At 62.7% G+C, this 18,506-nt stretch carries 17 protein-coding genes, 1 tRNA gene and 1 other RNA gene; all 19 read left to right on the top strand.

The window, feature by feature from the left end; genetic code table 11:
• Positions 1-72 precede the first annotated feature (72 nt).
• The 19 genes from AC6CDK_RS04530 to mraY all read left to right on the top strand — a co-directional run bounded on the left by AC6CDK_RS04530 (position 73) and on the right by mraY (position 18,506).
• Positions 73-609, top strand: a complete 537-nt coding sequence (locus AC6CDK_RS04530; RefSeq protein WP_039646868.1) for a CvpA family protein — start codon at positions 73-75, stop codon at positions 607-609.
• Positions 587-2,350 carry a DNA primase gene (gene dnaG / locus AC6CDK_RS04525; protein ID WP_039646865.1) on the top strand — a complete coding sequence of 588 codons (1,764 nt, stop codon included), beginning with the start codon at positions 587-589 and terminating at the stop codon, positions 2,348-2,350. Before AC6CDK_RS04530 ends, dnaG begins: the two co-directional genes overlap by 23 nt.
• 30 nt (positions 2,351-2,380) lie before the next feature.
• Positions 2,381-4,114: an RNA polymerase sigma factor RpoD gene (gene rpoD, locus AC6CDK_RS04520; RefSeq protein ID WP_039646863.1), complete on the top strand. Its 1,734-nt coding sequence runs from the start codon at positions 2,381-2,383 to the stop codon at positions 4,112-4,114.
• Positions 4,115-4,222: 108 nt separating this feature from the next.
• Positions 4,223-4,705, top strand: a complete 483-nt coding sequence (gene ybaK / locus AC6CDK_RS04515; RefSeq protein WP_039646861.1) for a Cys-tRNA(Pro) deacylase — start codon at positions 4,223-4,225, stop codon at positions 4,703-4,705.
• Between the two features lie 35 nt (positions 4,706-4,740).
• Positions 4,741-5,568, top strand: coding sequence for an SIR2 family NAD-dependent protein deacylase (locus AC6CDK_RS04510; protein ID WP_192905377.1), 828 nt, complete (start codon positions 4,741-4,743; stop codon positions 5,566-5,568).
• Positions 5,569-5,571: 3 nt separating this feature from the next.
• Positions 5,572-6,747, top strand: coding sequence for a THUMP domain-containing class I SAM-dependent RNA methyltransferase (locus AC6CDK_RS04505; RefSeq protein ID WP_192905376.1), 1,176 nt, complete (start codon positions 5,572-5,574; stop codon positions 6,745-6,747).
• Positions 6,748-6,828: 81 nt separating this feature from the next.
• Positions 6,829-6,905, top strand: a tRNA-Ile gene (locus AC6CDK_RS04500).
• A 120-nt stretch (positions 6,906-7,025) separates the two neighbouring features.
• A complete protein-coding gene (locus AC6CDK_RS04495; protein ID WP_039646856.1) occupies positions 7,026-8,144 on the top strand; it encodes a Nif3-like dinuclear metal center hexameric protein in 1,119 nt (372 codons plus the stop codon).
• Between the two features lie 46 nt (positions 8,145-8,190).
• Positions 8,191-8,904, top strand: a complete 714-nt coding sequence (locus tag AC6CDK_RS04490) for a zinc ribbon domain-containing protein (protein ID WP_318258353.1) — start codon at positions 8,191-8,193, stop codon at positions 8,902-8,904.
• Positions 8,905-8,931: 27 nt separating this feature from the next.
• Positions 8,932-9,299, top strand: an RNA gene (gene rnpB / locus AC6CDK_RS04485) — RNase P RNA component class A.
• A 59-nt stretch (positions 9,300-9,358) separates the two neighbouring features.
• A complete protein-coding gene (locus AC6CDK_RS04480; protein WP_039646851.1) occupies positions 9,359-9,877 on the top strand; it encodes a hypothetical protein in 519 nt (172 codons plus the stop codon).
• Positions 9,878-9,910: 33 nt separating this feature from the next.
• Positions 9,911-10,261 (top strand): hypothetical protein, encoded by a 351-nt coding sequence (locus AC6CDK_RS04475; RefSeq protein ID WP_039646849.1) that lies wholly within the window; start codon positions 9,911-9,913, stop codon positions 10,259-10,261.
• A gap of 431 nt (positions 10,262-10,692) precedes the next feature.
• Positions 10,693-11,169: a division/cell wall cluster transcriptional repressor MraZ gene (gene mraZ / locus AC6CDK_RS04470; protein ID WP_039646847.1), complete on the top strand. Its 477-nt coding sequence runs from the start codon at positions 10,693-10,695 to the stop codon at positions 11,167-11,169.
• On the top strand, positions 11,170-12,108 hold the full coding sequence (gene rsmH, locus AC6CDK_RS04465; RefSeq protein ID WP_082833156.1) for a 16S rRNA (cytosine(1402)-N(4))-methyltransferase RsmH: 939 nt from the start codon (positions 11,170-11,172) through the stop codon (positions 12,106-12,108). It begins immediately after the preceding gene.
• A gap of 27 nt (positions 12,109-12,135) precedes the next feature.
• Positions 12,136-12,471, top strand: coding sequence for a cell division protein FtsL (ftsL, locus tag AC6CDK_RS04460; RefSeq protein WP_039646845.1), 336 nt, complete (start codon positions 12,136-12,138; stop codon positions 12,469-12,471).
• Positions 12,468-14,441, top strand: coding sequence for a penicillin-binding protein (locus AC6CDK_RS04455; RefSeq protein WP_066358040.1), 1,974 nt, complete (start codon positions 12,468-12,470; stop codon positions 14,439-14,441). The genes ftsL and AC6CDK_RS04455 overlap by 4 nt, the downstream gene beginning before the upstream one ends.
• A 32-nt stretch (positions 14,442-14,473) precedes the next feature.
• Positions 14,474-16,003, top strand: a complete 1,530-nt coding sequence (locus AC6CDK_RS04450; RefSeq protein WP_192905375.1) for a UDP-N-acetylmuramoyl-L-alanyl-D-glutamate--2,6-diaminopimelate ligase — start codon at positions 14,474-14,476, stop codon at positions 16,001-16,003.
• A gap of 14 nt (positions 16,004-16,017) precedes the next feature.
• Positions 16,018-17,430, top strand: coding sequence for a UDP-N-acetylmuramoyl-tripeptide--D-alanyl-D-alanine ligase (locus tag AC6CDK_RS04445; RefSeq protein ID WP_192905385.1), 1,413 nt, complete (start codon positions 16,018-16,020; stop codon positions 17,428-17,430).
• Positions 17,430-18,506, top strand: coding sequence for a phospho-N-acetylmuramoyl-pentapeptide-transferase (mraY, locus tag AC6CDK_RS04440; RefSeq protein ID WP_039646839.1), 1,077 nt, complete (start codon positions 17,430-17,432; stop codon positions 18,504-18,506). Before AC6CDK_RS04445 ends, mraY begins: the two co-directional genes overlap by 1 nt.

Genomic DNA, 18,506 nt, shown 5'->3' with positions numbered 1-18,506 from the left:
TTCCGCGATCAGACCCTGGGGGCGATTCTCTGAATTGCCCCTTCTTCTTTTGATTCCAATCAGGTGCATGACATGGGCCTTCTCGACATCCTGCTCTGGGGCGTAGTACTGGCATTTGCCGTCAAGGGGGTTCTCAAGGGGCTCGTCCGCGAGGTGTGCTCCCTGCTCGGATTTGTGGTTGGAGGATGGGCGGCATTCTCCTTCCACCCCGCCGTCGGCGGGGTTATTGCCACAATGATTCACCTGCCCGTCCGCATCTCGTCCGCCGTGGCGTTTGTCGTCATTTTTCTGGGGGCTGCCCTTCTCTTTTACCTCCTTGGCCATTTTCTCACCGTGGTTATGTCGATTACGCTGCTCGGAGGGGTGAACCGGGTTGGCGGTGCCGTGTTTGGCCTGCTTGAAGGTGCATTTCTCATCTGTATCATTCTCTACCTGGCCAGCGCGCCGCCTGTGCCGGCGGGGCTCCGGGCATGGCTTGCCCGGTCGGTGACGGCGCGGGCCTTCATCGATGCCGGCAAAGGGATGGCCGAGGGGTGGCGCGGAAGCCGCGGATCGGAAGCTCAGACCCCGCAACTACGGGCTAAAGATGTCAAACATCCCCGACGATAAGATCAGGGAGATCCGCGAGCGAGCGCCGATTCTTGAGGTGGTCTCGGATTATGTGAGCCTCCGGAAATCGGGTGCCAATTACCAGGGACTCTGTCCGTTCCACGGCGAGAAGACCCCCTCCTTCAACGTGAATCCGGCCCGGGGGATCTTTCACTGTTTCGGTTGCGGCGTTGGCGGGAATGCCATCACCTTTGTCATGAAGATGGAGGGGCTGTCGTTTCCCGAAGCGGTCAAGTTCCTGGGCAAGCGGGTCGGCGTCGAAATCGCGGACCGTCCCGTTACCGCGGCAGAGAAACGGCGGCAGGACGAACGCGAAGAGCTCTACGGGATCATGGACCTGGCTGCCAGGCTCTATCGCGAGTCCCTGGAACGAAGCGAAGAGGCCGGCACGGCTCGCCGCTACCTTGAAGCGCGCGGTGTGGACCGGGAGACGTCCGAGGCGTACCGTCTCGGGTTCGCGCCGGACCGGTGGGATTATCTCTCACGGCACCTGCAGCACCGCAAGGTTTCCATGGAGCTGGCGGAGCGGCTGGGGCTCGTGCGGCGGCGCGAGGGGGGCGGCTACTTCGACATCTTCCGCAACCGTCTCCTGTTTGCAATTGCCGATATTCACGGACGCACGATCGGATTTGGCGGCAGAGTCCTGGACGACTCGCTGCCCAAATACATTAACTCGCCCGAGTCGCCCATCTATCACAAGAGCGATGTGCTCTTCGGCGTCCACCTGGCAAAAGGCGCCCTGCGGGAGCAGGGCAGCGCCATTGTCGTTGAGGGGTATTTCGACCATCTCGCCCTCTATCAGGCCGGGGTACGGAACGTGGTCGCCACCTGCGGCACGGCCCTGACCGAAGGTCACGTGAAGCTTCTGCGGCGCTACGCCGGGAAAGCCTACACCCTGTTCGACGCGGATAGTGCCGGGCGCAAGGCGACCGTGCGGGCGATCGACCTCTTTCTCGCGGAGAACTTCCCGGCCCACGTGGTGGAGTTGACCCAGGGGGAAGACCCGGACAGTTTCGTCAAGAAGGAAGGGGCGGACGCCTTTCGGGCACGGCTCGCCAAGGCGCGGCCGGCCTTTGACTTCCTCTTCCGCGACCTGCTCGGGCAGGTGAATGCGGGCACGGTGGAGGGAAAGGTGAAGGTGGCGGACGAACTGGCGCCTCGCCTGGCAAAGCTCGTCAATCCCATCGAGCGGGAACTTTACGTGAAGGAGATCGCGCGGGTTCTGGGCATTGATGTCCGTTCCCTGCTGCGCACGCCGGGTGGAACCGCCGGAGCGCGCCCTGCCCCGCTCCTCCGCCCGCCAGCGGAGCGCCGGCCCCGCGGCGCGGGACCCGAGGAGATGCTGCTTGCCCTCATGGCGCGATCCGGTGAAGTGGCGGACCGGGTCCGCCGCGGTGAGGCCGCGGGGCTTTTCCGCCCCGAGCTTGCTCCCGTTGCCGATGCCATACTTGAGCGGCACAGTCGGCGGGCGGAGATCGACTGGGGGGAGCTTCTCGAACTGGTTGCATCCCCTGAGGAAAAGGGACGCATCGCGGCGTTCCTCGTCAACGACGAGCATCTTGTGGACGTTGATGTTCATAAGGCCTTTGACCAGTGCCGCCAGGCCCTGGAGCGGGGTGGCCTCAAACGGCTCAAGGAGCTGGCCAGAGAGCTGGCCGCGGCTGATCCGGACACCCCCCGGTACCGGGAACTGCTCGCTGAGATAGAGGCCTTGCGAAACAGGAAATCGCAGTTATCTTAAAGAGACCATGTGTGCAATGAGGTGAACTTGATGGCCAAGAAAAGCACGGACGAAGTCAAGCAGCTCATCGACCTGGGAAAGGAGAAGGGGTTCCTCACCTATGACGAGGTAAACGACCTTCTTCCCCCGGATATTTCATCCGAGCAGATCGACGACGTGATGAGCATGTTCGGTGAGATGGATATTGACATCGTTGATTCGGCCCAGAAGGTAAAAATCCCCAAGATGAAACTCGACCTGGAGGAAGAGGAAGAGGTTGAGGGGGAGCAGGAAGATTTCGAGTACGAACCGGGCGCTCTGGGCAGGACAAGCGATCCGGTGCGCATGTATCTGCGCGAGATGGGCTCGGTGTCACTGCTCACCCGTGAGGGGGAAGTGGAAATCGCCAAACGGATCGAGGAAGGGGAGCGGGATATCGCCGGCGTTATCCTCAATACCCCCATCACGGTAAAAGAGGTTATTTCGCTCGGCGACAAGCTCCTCAAGGGACAGGTCAGCGCCGCCGAGATCAGCAAAGAGGTGGAGGAAGAGGAGTTGGAGGAGGACGAGGAGGATGTGCAGAAGACCCGACTCCTCGCCCAGGTGGAGGAGATTGCGGCCGTCGATGTCCGCTTGGTCGCCCTGAACGCCGAACTGGATGAGGAAGGCCTTGCCGACTCCCGCCGCGAGGAGCTGACCGCTGGACGCCAGGAGTTGAAGGAGAAGCTCGCCGAGATGGTTGCCGCGCTTCGCCTCAAGGATCGCCACATCGCCAAGATCGCCCAACGGCTCAAGGAATTGTCGGCCAAAGTGGATACCATTATGGCCGAGATCGTTGCCATCGAGAAGGAGGCGGGGATTTCCGCCGATATCCTCAAGGAGATCGCTGCCAGCGGAGCGGTGGGGAAGGGGGTCAAGCTTTCCCTGGAGGATGCCCAGAAGCACGAGAAAAGGTTGCGCTCCGCAGAGAAGAAGCTGAAGAAGGTGGAGGATGAGTCGGGATTCAAGGCCCGCGAGCTTTCCGACGCCCTCAGGGCCATCGATCGGGGCGAAGCCAAGTCGAAGCTGGCCAAGTCGGAGCTGGTGGAGGCGAACCTGCGGCTCGTGGTCTCCATTGCCAAGAAGTACACCAACCGGGGCCTCCAGTTCCTCGATCTGATTCAGGAGGGGAACATCGGCCTCATGAAGGCCGTGGACAAGTTCGAGTACCAGCGCGGCTACAAGTTTTCCACCTATGCCACCTGGTGGATTCGGCAGGCCATTACCCGGGCCATCGCCGACCAGGCCCGCACCATCAGGATTCCGGTCCATATGATCGAGACCATCAACAAGCTGATCCGGACCAGCCGTCAACTGGTGCAGGAGATCGGTCGCGAGCCGTCGCCGGAGGAGATCGCCGAACGGATGAATCTCCCCCTCGACAAGGTACGCAAGGTTCTCAAGATCGCCAAGGAGCCCATTTCCCTCGAAACTCCCATCGGGGAAGAGGAAGATTCGCACTTGGGGGATTTCATTGAGGACAAGGGCGTGGTTTCGCCTCTGGAGGCGGTCATCAAGGCCAACCTTTCGGAACAGACCGCCCGCGTGCTGGCCACCCTTACCCCCCGGGAGGAAAAGGTTCTGCGGATGCGTTTCGGCATCGGCGAGAAGAGTGATCATACCCTCGAGGAGGTGGGGCAGGACTTCGAGGTGACCCGGGAGCGGATTCGCCAGATCGAGGCCAAGGCCCTGCGCAAGCTCCGCCATCCGAGCCGGGCCAAAAAACTTCGCAGCTTCGTGGAGTAGCCGGCCTGTGCCGGAAAAACCAGAGGCCGCGCCGGTCAGACCCGACGCGGCCTCGCTGTTTTTGTGCCGAGCCGCCCGGCCCTGGCCGGCGGCACCGGGGAGGCTTTAATGGCCAAGGACAAGGCGCCGGTTACTCCGGCCATACGTCAACTACGGGCCGCAGGTATAACGTTTACGGACCACGTGTATGCCTATGAGGAAAAAGGCGGAACAGCCGTCTCCGCCCGGGAGCTCGACGTGGACGAACATTGCGTGGTGAAAACGCTTATCATGGAAGACGAGGCGAAACGGCCGCTCATCGTCCTGATGCACGGCGACCGGCAGGTCTCCACCAAGGAACTGGCGCGGGTCATGGGTGTCAAAAGTGTGTCTCCCTGCTCCCCCGACACGGCAAACCGGCATTCGGGCTACCAGGTAGGAGGGACTTCGCCCTTTGGTACGCGGCATGCCATGCCGGTCTATATGGAGGAGACGATACTCGGCCTGCCGAGGATATATATCAATGGCGGCAAGCGCGGCTATCTGGTGGGACTCGACCCCCGCGAGGCGTGCCGCCTGCTCGATCCCGTCCTCGTGCGGGTGGCCATCTGAGGTTCGGGGCAACTGGGTGTCGCGGGAGGTGATCCATGGAACTGCGTGAGCGATTCCTGCGTGCTGCCGAAGCGCTGCAGCGGGCCGAAGTGCTGGTCATCACGGCAGGGGCCGGCATGGGCGTTGATTCGGGGCTGCCCGACTTTCGGGGTGATAGCGGTTTCTGGAAGGCGTATCCGCCCTATGAACGGCTCGGCATCACCTTTGTCGGCGCTGCCAACCCGGCTCACTTCGAGAGGGATCCGGCCTTTGGCTGGGGATTCTACGGCCATCGGACCAATCTCTACCGCGCCACGGTCCCCCACGCCGGGTTCGGAATCCTCAGGGCATGGATCGAACGCTACGGTCTCGACCATTTCGTGGTGACCTCCAACGTGGACGGCCAGTTCCAGCAGGCCGGGTTTGCCGAAGACCGTATTCTGGAAGTGCACGGCTCCATTCATCATCTCCAGTGCGCCACGCCGTGCACCATGGCCATCTGGGAGAACCGGGAAACCATTCCCGTTGACGAGTCGACCATGCGGGCGGGTCACGTTCCCCGCTGCATCCACTGCGGTGGCGTGGCGCGGCCCAACATCCTCATGTTCGGGGACTATGGCTGGATCAACGGACGGACCGCCCGGCAGCAGCGGAACTTCGACGAGTTCCTGGCTGATGCCCGAGGCCGGCGCGCGGTGGTGGTGGAGCTGGGGGCGGGAACGGCAATTCCCACAATCCGCTACCTGACCGAGGAAGTCGGCTCCCTCCACCAGGCCGTGGCAATCCGGATCAATCCCCGGGAGGCTCAGATCGGCGCCCCCCATATTTCTCTCGCATGCGGCGCTCTTGAAGGGCTTGCCGGTATCAAATCCTGTCTGGAGTAATTCATGTCGTCGGTCATTGTACGCAAACGTACCGCAGTCACTCCCCTTTCGGGCGAGCACGCCTTCTTCGCCACCACTGCCAAGGGGGTCGAGGACGTCCTGGCCGCCGAGATGCGCAGCCTCGGTTTCCGCGGGGTGGCCATCGAGCGCGGAGGGGTGCGTTTCACGGGCGACCTTGCCGCCTGCTACCGGGCCAATCTCTGGTTGCGGACCGCGAGCCGCATCCTCGTGCCGCTTGCCCAGTTCCCCTGTGATTCACCCCAGCGGCTGTACGACGGTGTCCGCTCCATCCAGTGGAACGACTGGCTTACCCCCGACATGACCCTGGCAGTAGAATGCACTCTTCGCGATTCGGTCCTGACCCATTCGGGGTTCGTGGCCCTCAAGGCCAAGGACGCCATCGTCGACACCATCCGCGACCGCCACGGCAGGCGGCCCAACGTGAACCCGAGGCAGCCGGACCTGGGGGTTCATGTTCATCTGGCCCGCAACGTCTGCACCGTGAGCCTCGACAGTTCCGGGGCCAGTCTGGATCGGCGCGGCTACCGGACTGATGCGGGGGAGGCCCCGCTGCGGGAAACCCTTGCCGCCGCCCTTGTGGAGATTACAGGCTGGGACGGCACCGTTCCCCTCCTGGACCCCATGTGCGGCTCGGGCACCATCCTCGTGGAGGCGGCCCTCAAGGCTCTCAACCGGGCGCCCGGCCTCATCCGGGAGCGTTTCGGGTTCCAGCACTGGCCCGGCTTCGACTCTTCACTCTGGCGCCGTCTTGTAACCGAGGCCCGCCAGGGGGAGCGCACGTCACTGCCGGCCCCTCTCCTGGGGAGCGACCAGCAGACCGACCTTCTTGCGATCGCCGCAGCCAATGCCCGGCGGGCTGGAGTCGAACAGCACATCACCTTTACATCCGGTGATATGCGGGATCTGGCACCACCTCCCGCTCCCGGCGTTATCCTCTTTAACCCGCCTTATGGCCGGCGGCTCGGCGAAGAGGAAGAGCTTCGGGGCCTCTACCGCCAGATCGGCGACGTTCTGAAACAGCGCTGCGCCGGCTATACCGCCTGGCTTCTCACCGGCGGGACCGAGTTGGCCAAGGCAGTGGGGCTCAGGGCATCCCGGCGGATCGTCCTCTTCAACGGTCCCCTTGAGTGCCGCTTCCTGAGGTTTGATCTCTATTGACGGGTGCATCGGCGCGCGGGCAGCATTAACAATTCCCTTGACGCCTTGCATGGTTTGCCGTAAAGTTAAAGTTCGCTTTTCGGGCCTATAGCTCAGTTGGCTAGAGCAACCGGCTCATAACCGGTCGGTCCCAGGTTCGAGTCCTGGTGGGCCCACCACCCGACAACCCAGGTAGGAAGATGCGGGGATGCCCCGAGAGCTCCGATTACGATCGCAGGAACTGATCAGACGAAAAAGAGTGCACGCCGAACGGTGGCACTCTTTTTCTTTTGCCTTCGATGATGACGCCAAAAGTCTCTGACATACTCGGAATCATTAATAAATTTGCTCCACCAGTCCTTGCCGAAGAGTGGGATAACGTGGGGTTGATGGTGGGGGACCCGACCTGTGCCGTTTCACGGATCATGGTCGCCCTGGACGGCTCCCGGGAGGCCGTGGATGCCGCCATTGCCGCCGGGTGTCAGCTCCTGCTCACCCACCATCCGTTCCTCTTTCGTCCCCTCAAGCGAATATCCGCCAACGATCCGACCGGGGCAACCGTGCTGCGGGCCATTTCAGGCGGCTTGGCCGTCATCTCTCTCCATACCAATTACGATATCGCCGATGGCGGCATGAATGACCTCCTGGCGCAGCGGCTCGGCATGTGCTCTGCTCAGCCCCTGTCGGTGACGGCGACCGAAGAACTGGTCAAGCTTGCGGTCTTTGTGCCCCAGGGCCATGAAGAGCAGGTGTCCGAAGCCCTGTTCCGCTTCAGTGGCACGGTCGGCAACTACCGGGACTGCTCGTTCAGAAGCGGTGGTATCGGCACATTTCGTCCCCTTGAGGGGGCACGTCCCTTCCTGGGGGCAGTCGGGGTCAGGGAGCAGGTGGCAGAGACCCGTATCGAGGTTCTGGTGCGCAAGGAGATGGTTTCGTCCGCGCTTACGGCTCTCCTGAAGGCTCATCCCTACGAGGAGCCCGCTTTTGATCTCTACCCGCTACTCAATCGCGGGGCTGCGCAGGGGCTCGGCAGGATCGGGTATCTGGCGGAGGAGACGACGCTGGCTTCCTTTGCCGATGCCGTGAAGGCAAAGCTGGACCTTGTCGGCGTCCGGCTCGTGGGTGACGCGGGGAGGCGGGTGAAGAAGGTTGCCCTCTGCGGCGGCAGCGGCATGTCGCTGTTGCGAGATGCCCACCGTCAGGGTGCGGACGTATTCGTGACCGGGGATGTGAAGTATCATGAAGCACGGGATGCGGAGGCTCTCGGTATCGCACTGCTGGATGCCGGACATTTCGGCACGGAGGCCATCATGGTGTCCGGCGTTGCGGAACGGCTGACGGCTGATCTGGTCCCGAAGGGGTTCGAGGCTGACGTGGTTGCGTTCAATGGCGAGCGGGACCCATTTGTCTGGCGATAAACGGTTTCTTCCGGGAGACTGACTAACGGAGAACAGAGGGAGGTTGGTGTTGCGCAAAAATCTGATGCTGCTTGAGGAACTGCAGGAGCTTGACCTGAAGATCGACGGCCGCCAGGGAGAACGGCAGGCGCTTCTCGATCAGCTCGCCGAGTTGGACCGGCAGGTGGAAGAGGCGCGGCTCGCCGTGGACGGCGTCAAGTCCGAACTGACGGTCGCCGAAGAGGAAAAGCGGGGTCTTGAAGCGAATCTGGCCGCGGAGGATGAGAATATCGTCCGCTCAGAGGCGCGGCAGAAGGAAATCAAGACCCAGAAAGAGTACCAGGCGATCCTGAAAGAGATCACGGCGGCCAAGAAGCAGAAGGGCGAGCTTGAGGAGCAACTCATCCAGAAAACGGGACAGGTCGAGCAATTGGCTGCCGATATCGCTGCCCGGGAGGGAGATCTTGACAGCCTGGAGGAGAACCTGGGAGACCGCAAGGCAGAGCTTGCGTCTGCCCTGGAGCGTCTCGATCAGGAAATAGCATCGGATGCCTCCGCCAAGGCCGAGACGGCCAAGGGAATCCCGGCATCGCTGCTCAAGCGGTACGAAGCCCTGCGCCTCCGTCGCCAGGGCGTGGCTCTCGTGGTCGCCCGGAACGGTAACTGCTCGGGCTGCAACATGAACCTGCCGCCCCAGCTTTACAATTCGCTCTACAGGGGGGACGACCTGGTCCTCTGCCCCCATTGCCAGCGGATGCTGGTGTTGCGTCAGGACGCCTGACGCAGGGTTGTCGAATAACGGCTTGGTCGAAGCAGAACAGATGGCCGCTCTCCGCGTGCGGGGGGAGGAAAGTCCGGGCTCCACAGGGCATGGTGCTGGATAACGTCCAGCGGGGGCGACCCCAGGGATAGTGCCACAGAGAGAAGTCCGCCCGCTCAGGCGGGTAAGGGTGAAAGGGTGAGGTAAGAGCTCACCGGGTTCGGCGGTGACGCCGGATGCCAGGTAAACCCCACCAGGAGCAAGGCCGAATAGGGAAGCGTCAAGGACGGCCCGTCCGTGCTTCCGGGTTGGCTGCTTGAGGCCGTCGGTAACGGCGGTCCCAGAGGAATGGTCATCGCCCGCCAAGGGGTAACCCGCGGTGGGAACAGAACCCGGCTTATGGGCTGCTTCGGCCAGTTTTTTTACAGACCATGCGGGCTTCGCCGCAACAAACTCGAAGAATCCGGCTCTCTTCATGAATGATCAGGACGTCTGGCATGCCGCGGTGGCGGCGGTCACCGGCGAATACCTCCGGCTCCCGCAGCCGGTCAGGGCGATGCTCCGGGAGAAGGGGAGCGCCATTCGCGCGGCCAAGGAGGAGTTGCACCGCCTGGCCCACGAAATGGGCAGTTCGGTGATCTGTGCCTCCTGCGGCGGCGAGTGCTGCCTGCGGGGAAAGTACCATTTTACGGTGGCGGACCTGCTGATTTATCGATCAACGAATGCCGAGCTTTTCGAGCCCCGCTTCGGCCGCGACTTCTGCCCCTATCTCGGTGACGCAGGCTGCCTCATGCAGCCGGCCCTGCGACCGTTCAATTGCATAACGTTTAACTGCGAGCGGGTTGAAGGGCTGTGGGAGCCGGAGCGGATTGACGAGTTCTATCGCCGCGAACGGGAGCTTTGCCGCCTCTATGGTGAGTTTGAGGCGCTTCTCGGTTCCCGCGCCAGGCAGGGGCTTCTCATGGTGCAGGCCGATCGCCTGCGGCCTCTGTAGGGTTTCATTCTCGAAACGGAGCAAGGGGGGGCAATGTCAACCGCCATCAATGATCTCGTTCTGGTCCACATAGACAACAAGCCGGGATTCTACGCCCGTATCGAAGATGTTTCGCCCGATGTGAAGCCCGGTTGGTGGCGGGTCAAGCTCCTGGTGCTCACGGTGCCCCTGGAAATCTATACCTGGATACTTGAGGAGGCCCAGATCAACGGGACTCCCTTCACCATGGGCGGGACACCGATCCGGATGGAAAAAATCGTGTCGCCCCTGGCGCGGGAGTCCGTTACCCCGTCTCAGTCGCCGGAGCCTCCTCCCGGCGACCCGCCGGACAAGGGGAAGGGGGCGAAAATCGTCTCCCTGCTGGATCGGAAAAAGGATAAGTAACTCAAGGGGCGCTGCGCCCCTTTTTTTCTTCTCCCTCCGTTGTGGTGAATCGGATTCATCCCTCCTGTTTCTAAGTCCTGTTCCCATGTCCGTTGAACTCGCTTTGACACTCTGCCGGCAGGTTTGCAGCATGCCGGTGGGATGGCGAAAGACGGTACATTCTGTTCGTGAATTCCATTGGTTTTTGGGGATAGGGACATACCCGCATGATCGGCCGGGGTGTTCGCTGAGGCTCTTGTTTATCCGCGGCCGTCCGAGAGGGCAATTCAGCTTTCCGGCGGTTCTGGGAACGCGATAACTGGTTGAAATAGAACTAAAACAATCCCCTGTGCAATGGCCAGATTTGCCTTGACAACCCTTGGGGTGGCGGGTATAGTTTTTGGCACTAAGTGGTAAATTGTGGTAAATCGTGGCAAGGTGTGCCGGGGAATATGTTCAGAGGAATCTACGAGACAACCATTGACGCCAAGGGACGAACGAGTCTTCCGGCCAAATTCCGGGAGATTCTCGTTGACGTTCATGGTGACGATCGTTTCGTGATAACCAACTCTGCGCCCGTTGATCTGGGGGGAGGCGCCTTCAGTAGCGGTCTCCTGATTTTTCCCTATGCCAAGTGGGTGGAGTTCGAGGAACATTTCCGTTCCAGCAGGGGACTGAGCTCTGCCCAGCGCAACAGTATCATGCGGACGATCATTTCCCCCGCGGTTGAGTGCTGCGCCGACAAGCTGGGGCGCCTGCTGATCCCTCCCCACCTGAGAAAAGGGGCCGCCCTTGAGCGGGACATCCTTTTTATCGGCGTGATGGACAAGATTGAGGTCTGGAGCCAGGCCGAGCGCGAGAAGGTTCGGATTCAGGATCTGAAGAATTTCCCGTCCGATTCCGAGACGGTGGCAGAGTTGGGGCTCTAGGTGGCGACATTTTCGCACCGTCCGGTCATGCCGGCCGAGGTGCTGGAGTACTTATCCCCCCGCCCCGGCGGGGTGTATGTGGACGGGACTCTGGGGGGGGCTGGGCATGCCCGGCTGATCCTCGAGGCAACGGCCCCGGACGGGATGTTGATCGGGTTTGACCGGGACCCTGCGGCTCTGGCGGCCGCCCGTGAACGACTCGCTTCATTTGGCGAGCGATTCAGGCCGGTCCCCGCCAACTTCTCGGAGATGGGTCGGATTCTTGCCGAGTTGGAGGTCGACGGTGTCGACGGATTTCTCCTTGATGTGGGGGTCTCCTCTCACCAACTGGACACGGCGGAGCGGGGGTTCAGTTTCCTGGCCGATGCGCCTCTCGACATGCGGATGAATACCTCGGTACCCGGCACCGCCGCGGACCTGGTCAACGGACTGGGCGAACACGAGCTGGCCCGGATCATAAAAGAATATGGCGAAGAGCGATGGGCGCGGCGGATCGCCTCGTTCATCGTCAAGGCCCGGGCCGGCGGACCAATCGAGCGAACGCTCCAGTTGGTCGACATCATCAAGGGGGCAATCCCGCGGGGAGCCTGGGAAGAGCGGCTTCACCCGGCCACCCGGACCTTCCAGGCCCTTCGGATAGCGGTGAACGACGAACTCGGCAGCCTGGAGCGGGGGCTTGAGGCTGCCCTTGGACTGCTGAGACCCGGCGGGCGGGGGGTGGTGATCTCCTTTCACTCGCTGGAGGATCGAATCGTCAAAACCATGTTCCGCCGTTACGCCCAGGGGTGCACCTGCCCCAAGGAGCTTCCCCGCTGCGTGTGCGGCGGCGCTCCCCGACTCCGCATCCTGACGGGGCGGCCGGTCATGGCGGGTGAAGCAGAGGTGGCAAAGAATCCGAGAGCGCGCAGTGCCAAGCTGCGGGCGGCAGAAAAACTGTAGTATTTGCGGATGCAGAAGGAGGCGGAGATGGCGCAGGCACGGACGGAATTCAGCAAGGTTGCGGCTCCCAGGAAGCTGGAGGAGATGTACGCCCAGCGGGGCGACCTGTTCCCGTACCTTCTTGCGGTGCTGGTTCTGTTGACCCTTGTCTCCGTCTTTCACGTCTGGTCCCGCGTGCGCGTCGTTGACCTGAACCTGGAGGTCGCCGAGGTGGCTCGTCAGCTCAAGACGGCTCAGGAGGAGCAGAATCGCCTCAAGCTCGAAGTGGCTTCCCTCAAGACCCCGGCCCGGATCGAGGCCGTGGCCAAGGGGGAGCTGGGCATGGCGCTTCCCACGGATCAGCAGGTGGTTGTTGTGAAATGAGATATGACGCGGAGAAATGGATAACTCTGCGCATCCGCTTTATTGGCGGTTTCTTCGTTTTCTTTTTTTCTCTCGTTGTTTGTCGCGCCTTCTATCTCCAGGTGGTCAAGCGCGACCACCTGCTCAAGCTTGCCGACCGCCAGCACCAGAAGATTGTTCCCCTGACGCCTGCCCGGGGGGCCATATACGACGCGAACGGCTCGGCCCTTGCCGTGTCGGTGGAGATGGATTCCTGCTTTGCCGAGCCCAAGTCGATCGCTGACCTGGACGAGACGGCGGTGCGGCTCTCCCCGGTTCTGGGCATTCCGAAAGAAACCCTGCTCCGCAAGCTGCAGGGGAACAGGAACTTTGTCTGGCTCCAGCGCCGGTTGACTCCCGATGTGGTGAAAAGAATCCGGTCACTGGATATTGACGGGATCGGTTTCGTCAAGGAAACCAAACGGTTTTACCCCAACTCGGAAGTGGCGGCCCATGTCATCGGTTTTACCGGCCTGGACCCTGAGGGGCTTGAGGGGATCGAACGGCGCTACGACACAACCATCCTTGGCGGCACCGGTTATCTGGTGACCGAGCGGGACGCCCTTGGCCGGGATGTGGCGCTGAAGGGGACTGTGGTCCAGAACGGGGCCATGGGGCACAATGTCGTTCTGACCCTTGACAAGAACATCCAGTACATCGCCGAAAAGGAGCTTGCCCGGGCCGTTGACGGCAGCGGCGCCCGGGCCGGCACCGCCGTCGTCATGGACCCCCATACCGGACGGGTCCTGGCCATGGCCAATTACCCGACGTTCAATCTGAACGCCCACGGCGCCTATCATCCATCCCTGTGGCGCAACAGGGCTGTGGCCGACAGCTATGAGCCGGGATCCACCTTCAAGGTGTTTCTCATCGCCTCGGCCCTTGAGGAAAAGGTGATCAGGCCGGGCGACTGGATCAACTGCGAGGGTGGCAGCTTCTCCATCGGCGGGCGGACCATTCACGACACCCACAAGTATGGGAGCCTGAGCATCCCGGAGATTCTGAAGTATTCGAGCAACATCGGGTCCGCAAAGATTGGCAGCCGCCTCGGTGCATCAAGGCTCTATTCATACCTGCGGAATTTCGGCTTCGGTGCGCGGACCGGCATTGATCTCCCCGGAGAGACAGGGGGAACCCTCAGGGACTGGAACCAGTGGTACGGCATCGATCTGGCCACCGTCTCCTTCGGCCAGGGGGTGACCGCCAGTTCCATCCAGCTTGCGGCAGCCGTTTCCGCCATCGCCAATGGCGGGACCCTCATGAAGCCGTACCTGGTTGAGCGGGTCGTCGACAGCGAGGGCAACGTCATCAAGAGTTCATCTCCGCAACCGGTGCGACGGGTGGTCTCCGAGGCAACAGCCACGTCCGTGGCCCGCATGATGGAAGGGGTGGCAGTGGAGGGCGGGACCGGCACCAACGCGGCAGTGGAAGGATTTCGGGTGGCGGGCAAGACGGGTACGGCCCAGAAGGTCGACCCGGTGACGCGGGGCTACTCGCTCACCAAGCGTACAGCCTCATTCATCGGTTTTGTCCCGGCCGATCGGCCCCGGCTTACCATCCTCGTCATGATCGATGAGCCCAAGACAAGCCCCTATGGCGGAGTCGTGGCGGCGCCCGCCTTCAGTTCCATTGCACTGCAGTCCCTCTGCTACCTGAAGGTGCCGCCCGACGGCATTGTCAGGAGCAAGCCGAAGGTGGTCGAGGCAAAGGCAGGCCAGCACGCGGAAGACGAACTTCCCGCCGCGGAAGGAGAGATCGTCGACGCAGGAGAAGGGGCAGTGATGCCCAACTTTCGAGGCATGAGCATGCGGCAGGCCCTCAAGGCCATGGAAGAGCGGGGGCTCAACGTGAGGCTCATGGGAAGCGGTCGGGCCGTCGAGCAAAGCCCGCGTCCCGGACACCGGATTGGGCCGTCGGATCAGGTGTGGGTGAAGTTCGTACCATCGGCATGACGCCAGCAATTACGCTTCAATGGCGAGGAACCATGCGACTAGAAGATCTGGCACGGGTTGTTGATCCCATCGCGGTACGGGGCGATCTGACGCGGGAGATCAACGGACTTTACTGCGATTCACGGCAGGTGAGGTCCGGTGGTCTCTTTTTCGCGTTAAAAGGGGTCGCGTCCGACGGGCATGACTTCATTGCGGCTGCCCGCGAACGGGGCGCGGTCGCCGTTGTGCTGGAGGACGAAGCGCGGGCGCCGGGCGAGATGGAATGGATCCGGGTCAGGGATGCCCGCCTTGCCATGTCGCGAATGGCGGCGCTCTTTTACGGACAGCCCACTGACGGCGTGCCGGTGGTGGGCATCACCGGCACCAACGGCAAGACCACCACCACCTATCTGGTCGAGGCGATCATGGCCCGGGCAGGCATTCCGGCAGCAGTGCTCGGAACCATCAGCTACCGCTTCGGCTCGAAGCTCGTTCCCGCGCCCCACACCACGCCGGAATCCGTTGAACTGCAGGCAACAATCCGCGATCTGGTGGACGAGGGGGCGAAGGCGGTGGTGATGGAGGTCTCGTCCCATGCCCTGGAGCAGCGGCGGGTAGACGGCTGCCGCTTCGACGTGGCGGTCTTCACGAATTTGACCCGCGACCATCTGGACTATCACCGGGACATGGAGTCCTATTTCGGCAGCAAGGCCCGGCTGTTTACGGAGCTTGTGGCGCCCGACGGGATCAAGCCGCGGCGCACGGCCGCCATCAACGGGGATGACTCCTACGGCGCCCGGCTGATCGAGTCCTCCGCCGCGCCCGTGGTTTCCTACGGGCTTGCCGCCGATGCGGCCGTGCGTGCCGAAAACGTCGTCTTCTCCGTGGACGGCATTGCAGGGACCCTTGTCACTCCGCTCGGGACGGCCCCGTTTCACTCGCACCTGCTGGGGCGGTTCAACCTGTACAACATCCTCGCCGCCGTTGCCGCGGGCGTCGGCCTCGGACTCCCTCTTGACGCCATTCTGGGGGGGATCGAGGATGATGTCCGGGTTCCGGGGCGGTTGGAGCGGGTGCCCAACGAACGGGGCCTAACGGTGCTGGTGGACTACGCCCACACGGGCGATGCCCTGGAAAATGTCCTGAAGACCGTGTCGGAGCTGGCCACGGGGCGGATCATTACCGTCTTCGGCTGCGGCGGCGACCGCGACCGGGGCAAACGGCCCGTGATGGCGGAAATCAGCGGGCGCTACAGTCATCTGACCATCGTTACTTCCGACAACCCAAGGACCGAGGAGCCCAGGGCGATCATCGAGGAGGTTCTGACCGGCGTCAGACCCATGGGACTGCGGGAATACGATGCCCGTGAACTGGGCCGGGGCTTTGTGGACAAGGGGTTCACCTCGCTGGTGTCCCGGCGCGACGCCATCCGGCTTGCCGCAACGGTTGCCGCGGCGGGCGACATCGTGCTCCTGGCGGGCAAAGGGCATGAGGACTATCAGATCATCGGAACGGAAAAGTTCCACTTTGACGATCGCGAAGAGGCGGCCGCCGCATTCCGTTCATCGGACAGCGGAGAATAGGGTTGGACAGGGACGTGCTGTTTACGCTCGATGACATACTGGGGGCCACGGGCGGGGAGATCGTGGCGGGAGGCGAGACAGCCGGAGCCTTTGGCGTCTCCACCGATTCGCGGACCGTGGAGCCCGGTGATCTCTTCATCCCGCTGCGGGGTGAGCGGTTTGACGGGCACGACTACCTGGACGCGGCAAGCGCCCGGGGAGTGCGGCTGGCCCTGGTTGAGCGGCAGTGGCTGGCGGGGCGCCAGCTTCCGGTCGATGTGACCTGCATTGCCGTGGACGACACGCTGCGGGCGCTGGGCGATCTGGCGGCATGCCACCGCCGGCGGTTTGACATCCCCGTGGTGGCGGTGACCGGGAGCAACGGCAAGACCACCACCAAGGAAATGCTGGCCGCGATTCTGGCCCGGACCGGCGAGGGGCTGAAGACGGAGGGGAACCTCAATAACCTGATCGGTGTGCCCCGCATGCTGTTCCGGCTCTCGGAGGCACACCGGTGGGCGGTGCTGGAGATAGGCATGAGCGAGTTCGGGGAGATCGACCGGCTTGCGGAGATCGTCCGGCCTGCCGTGGGTGTCATCACCAATGCCTATCCGGCCCACCTGGAAACCCTTGGCAGCGTGGAAGGGGTTGCCCGGGCCAAGGGAGAGCTCTTTTTGAGGCTTGAGCCGGGCTCCTGTGCCGTTTATAACGCCGATGACCCGCTCATTGCCCGCTGCCCCAGCCCCGATGGGGTGAAGCGTGTCTCTTTCGGGCTCAGGGGCGGCGACGTGACCGCGGAAGACGTGGAGAACATGGGGAAAAAAGGGCAGCGGTTCACGCTGCGGCTCCCCGGCGGCCGCGTCACCGTTACCCTGCACGCCTTTGGCAGTCACAATGTGGCCAATGCCCTGGCCGCTGCCGCAGCGGCCCGCGTGCTCGGCGTTGCGCCCGACGAGATCGCCCGGGGACTCGGCGAATTCATGCCCTATGCCCGTCGCTTCAACCTGGAGGAAGTGGGGGATGTGGTGCTGATCGACGACAGCTACAACGCGAACCCCGCCTCCATGGCCGCCGCCCTTACCACCTTGCGGGAGATCAAGGGGAGCGGCCGGGCCGTGGCAGTGCTGGGCGACATGCTCGAACTGGGCGCCGGGGCCGAAGAAGCCCATCGGCAATTGGGACGGCTGGCTGCCACGTGCGTGGACCGGCTCTACGTGCTGGGTGCCATGGCGGGGACCGTTGCCGCCGGTGCCCTCGAAGGGGGGCTTGAAGAGCGCACCGTGACCATCGCGGCCGACCATGGCGAGATCGTTGCCGATCTGAGGCGGACGGCTGCGACGGGCGAGATGATTCTGGTGAAGGGCTCCCGCGGCATGGCCATGGATCGGGTAGCCGAGGGAATCAGGGATGCGTTCGCCGCCTCCGGCGGCAAAGGGGGCCACGTCTAATGCTCTACCATCTGCTCTATCCGCTGGCCGCCGATTTCCGGATCTTCAACGTCTTCAAATATCTGACGTTCCGGACCATCTATGCCGTCATCACCGCCCTGGTGGTGTCGTTCATCCTGGGGCCGTGGGTCATCCGGAAGCTGGAGGCGCTCCAGGCCCGTCAGGTGATCCGCACCGACGGCCCCGAGTCGCACCTGAAAAAATCGGGCACCCCCACCATGGGGGGGATCCTCATCCTCTCATCCATAGCCATCCCGACCCTTCTCTGGGCCGACCTGACGAACCGGTACGTCTGGACAACGCTTTTCGTGATCCTCGGCTACGGCCTTATCGGCTTCACCGACGATTACAAAAAGGTGGTGGAAAAGGATACCAAGGGGCTCTCGCCCCGGCAGAAGATGTTCTGGCAGATGCTCATCGCGGGCGGCGCCGTCTGCTTCCTCGTCCTCGTCGCCGGCATGTCAACGGATCTCTCGGTGCCCTTCTTCAAGCGGCTGCATCCGGATCTGTCGTACCTCTACATCCCCTTCGGCATGCTGGTTGTCGTGGGGGCGAGCAATGCCGTGAACCTGACCGACGGTCTCGACGGCCTCGCCATAGGGCCGGTTGCCATCAATGCGGCCACGTTTCTGCTCTTTGCCTACATCGCGGGCAATGCCAAACTTTCCAGCTATCTCCAGACTCCCTACGTGCCGGGAGCCGGTGAGCTGGCGGTCCTCTGCGGCGCCATGGTGGGCGCCGGTATCGGGTTTCTCTGGTACAACGCCTATCCCGCAGAGGTCTTCATGGGCGACGTGGGCTCCCTTTCCCTGGGGGGCGGGCTCGGCATCCTGGCGGTCATCACCAAGCAGGAGATGCTGCTGGTGATCGTGGGCGGCATTTTCGTGGTGGAGGCCCTGTCGGTCATCTTTCAGGTCGGATCGTACAAGTATCGGGGCAAGCGGATATTCAGGATGGCCCCCATTCACCACCACTTCGAACTGAAAGGGGTGGCGGAGCCGAAGATCATCGTCAGGTTCTGGATCATCACCATCATTCTGGCACTGGTCGCCATTTCGACGCTGAAGCTGAGATAG

It is taken from the genome of Geobacter sp. PheSNFMC (genome assembly GCF_059620965.1).
This window is presented reverse-complemented; position numbering and strand designations above follow the sequence as displayed.

Bases quoted from the DNA above. Each gene is read 5' to 3' on its own strand.
- AC6CDK_RS04530 (WP_039646868.1), top strand. From the start codon at position 73: ATGGGCCTTCTCGACATCCTGCTCTGGGGCGTAGTACTGGCATTTGCC.
- dnaG (WP_039646865.1), top strand. From the start codon at position 587: ATGTCAAACATCCCCGACGATAAGATCAGGGAGATCCGCGAGCGAGCG.
- rpoD (WP_039646863.1), top strand. From the start codon at position 2,381: ATGGCCAAGAAAAGCACGGACGAAGTCAAGCAGCTCATCGACCTGGGA.
- ybaK (WP_039646861.1), top strand. From the start codon at position 4,223: ATGGCCAAGGACAAGGCGCCGGTTACTCCGGCCATACGTCAACTACGG.
- AC6CDK_RS04510 (WP_192905377.1), top strand. From the start codon at position 4,741: ATGGAACTGCGTGAGCGATTCCTGCGTGCTGCCGAAGCGCTGCAGCGG.
- AC6CDK_RS04505 (WP_192905376.1), top strand. From the start codon at position 5,572: ATGTCGTCGGTCATTGTACGCAAACGTACCGCAGTCACTCCCCTTTCG.
- AC6CDK_RS04495 (WP_039646856.1), top strand. From the start codon at position 7,026: ATGATGACGCCAAAAGTCTCTGACATACTCGGAATCATTAATAAATTT.
- AC6CDK_RS04480 (WP_039646851.1), top strand. From the start codon at position 9,359: ATGAATGATCAGGACGTCTGGCATGCCGCGGTGGCGGCGGTCACCGGC.
- AC6CDK_RS04475 (WP_039646849.1), top strand. From the start codon at position 9,911: ATGTCAACCGCCATCAATGATCTCGTTCTGGTCCACATAGACAACAAG.
- mraZ (WP_039646847.1), top strand. From the start codon at position 10,693: ATGTTCAGAGGAATCTACGAGACAACCATTGACGCCAAGGGACGAACG.
- ftsL (WP_039646845.1), top strand. From the start codon at position 12,136: ATGGCGCAGGCACGGACGGAATTCAGCAAGGTTGCGGCTCCCAGGAAG.
- AC6CDK_RS04455 (WP_066358040.1), top strand. From the start codon at position 12,468: ATGAGATATGACGCGGAGAAATGGATAACTCTGCGCATCCGCTTTATT.
- AC6CDK_RS04450 (WP_192905375.1), top strand. From the start codon at position 14,474: ATGCGACTAGAAGATCTGGCACGGGTTGTTGATCCCATCGCGGTACGG.
- mraY (WP_039646839.1), top strand. From the start codon at position 17,430: ATGCTCTACCATCTGCTCTATCCGCTGGCCGCCGATTTCCGGATCTTC.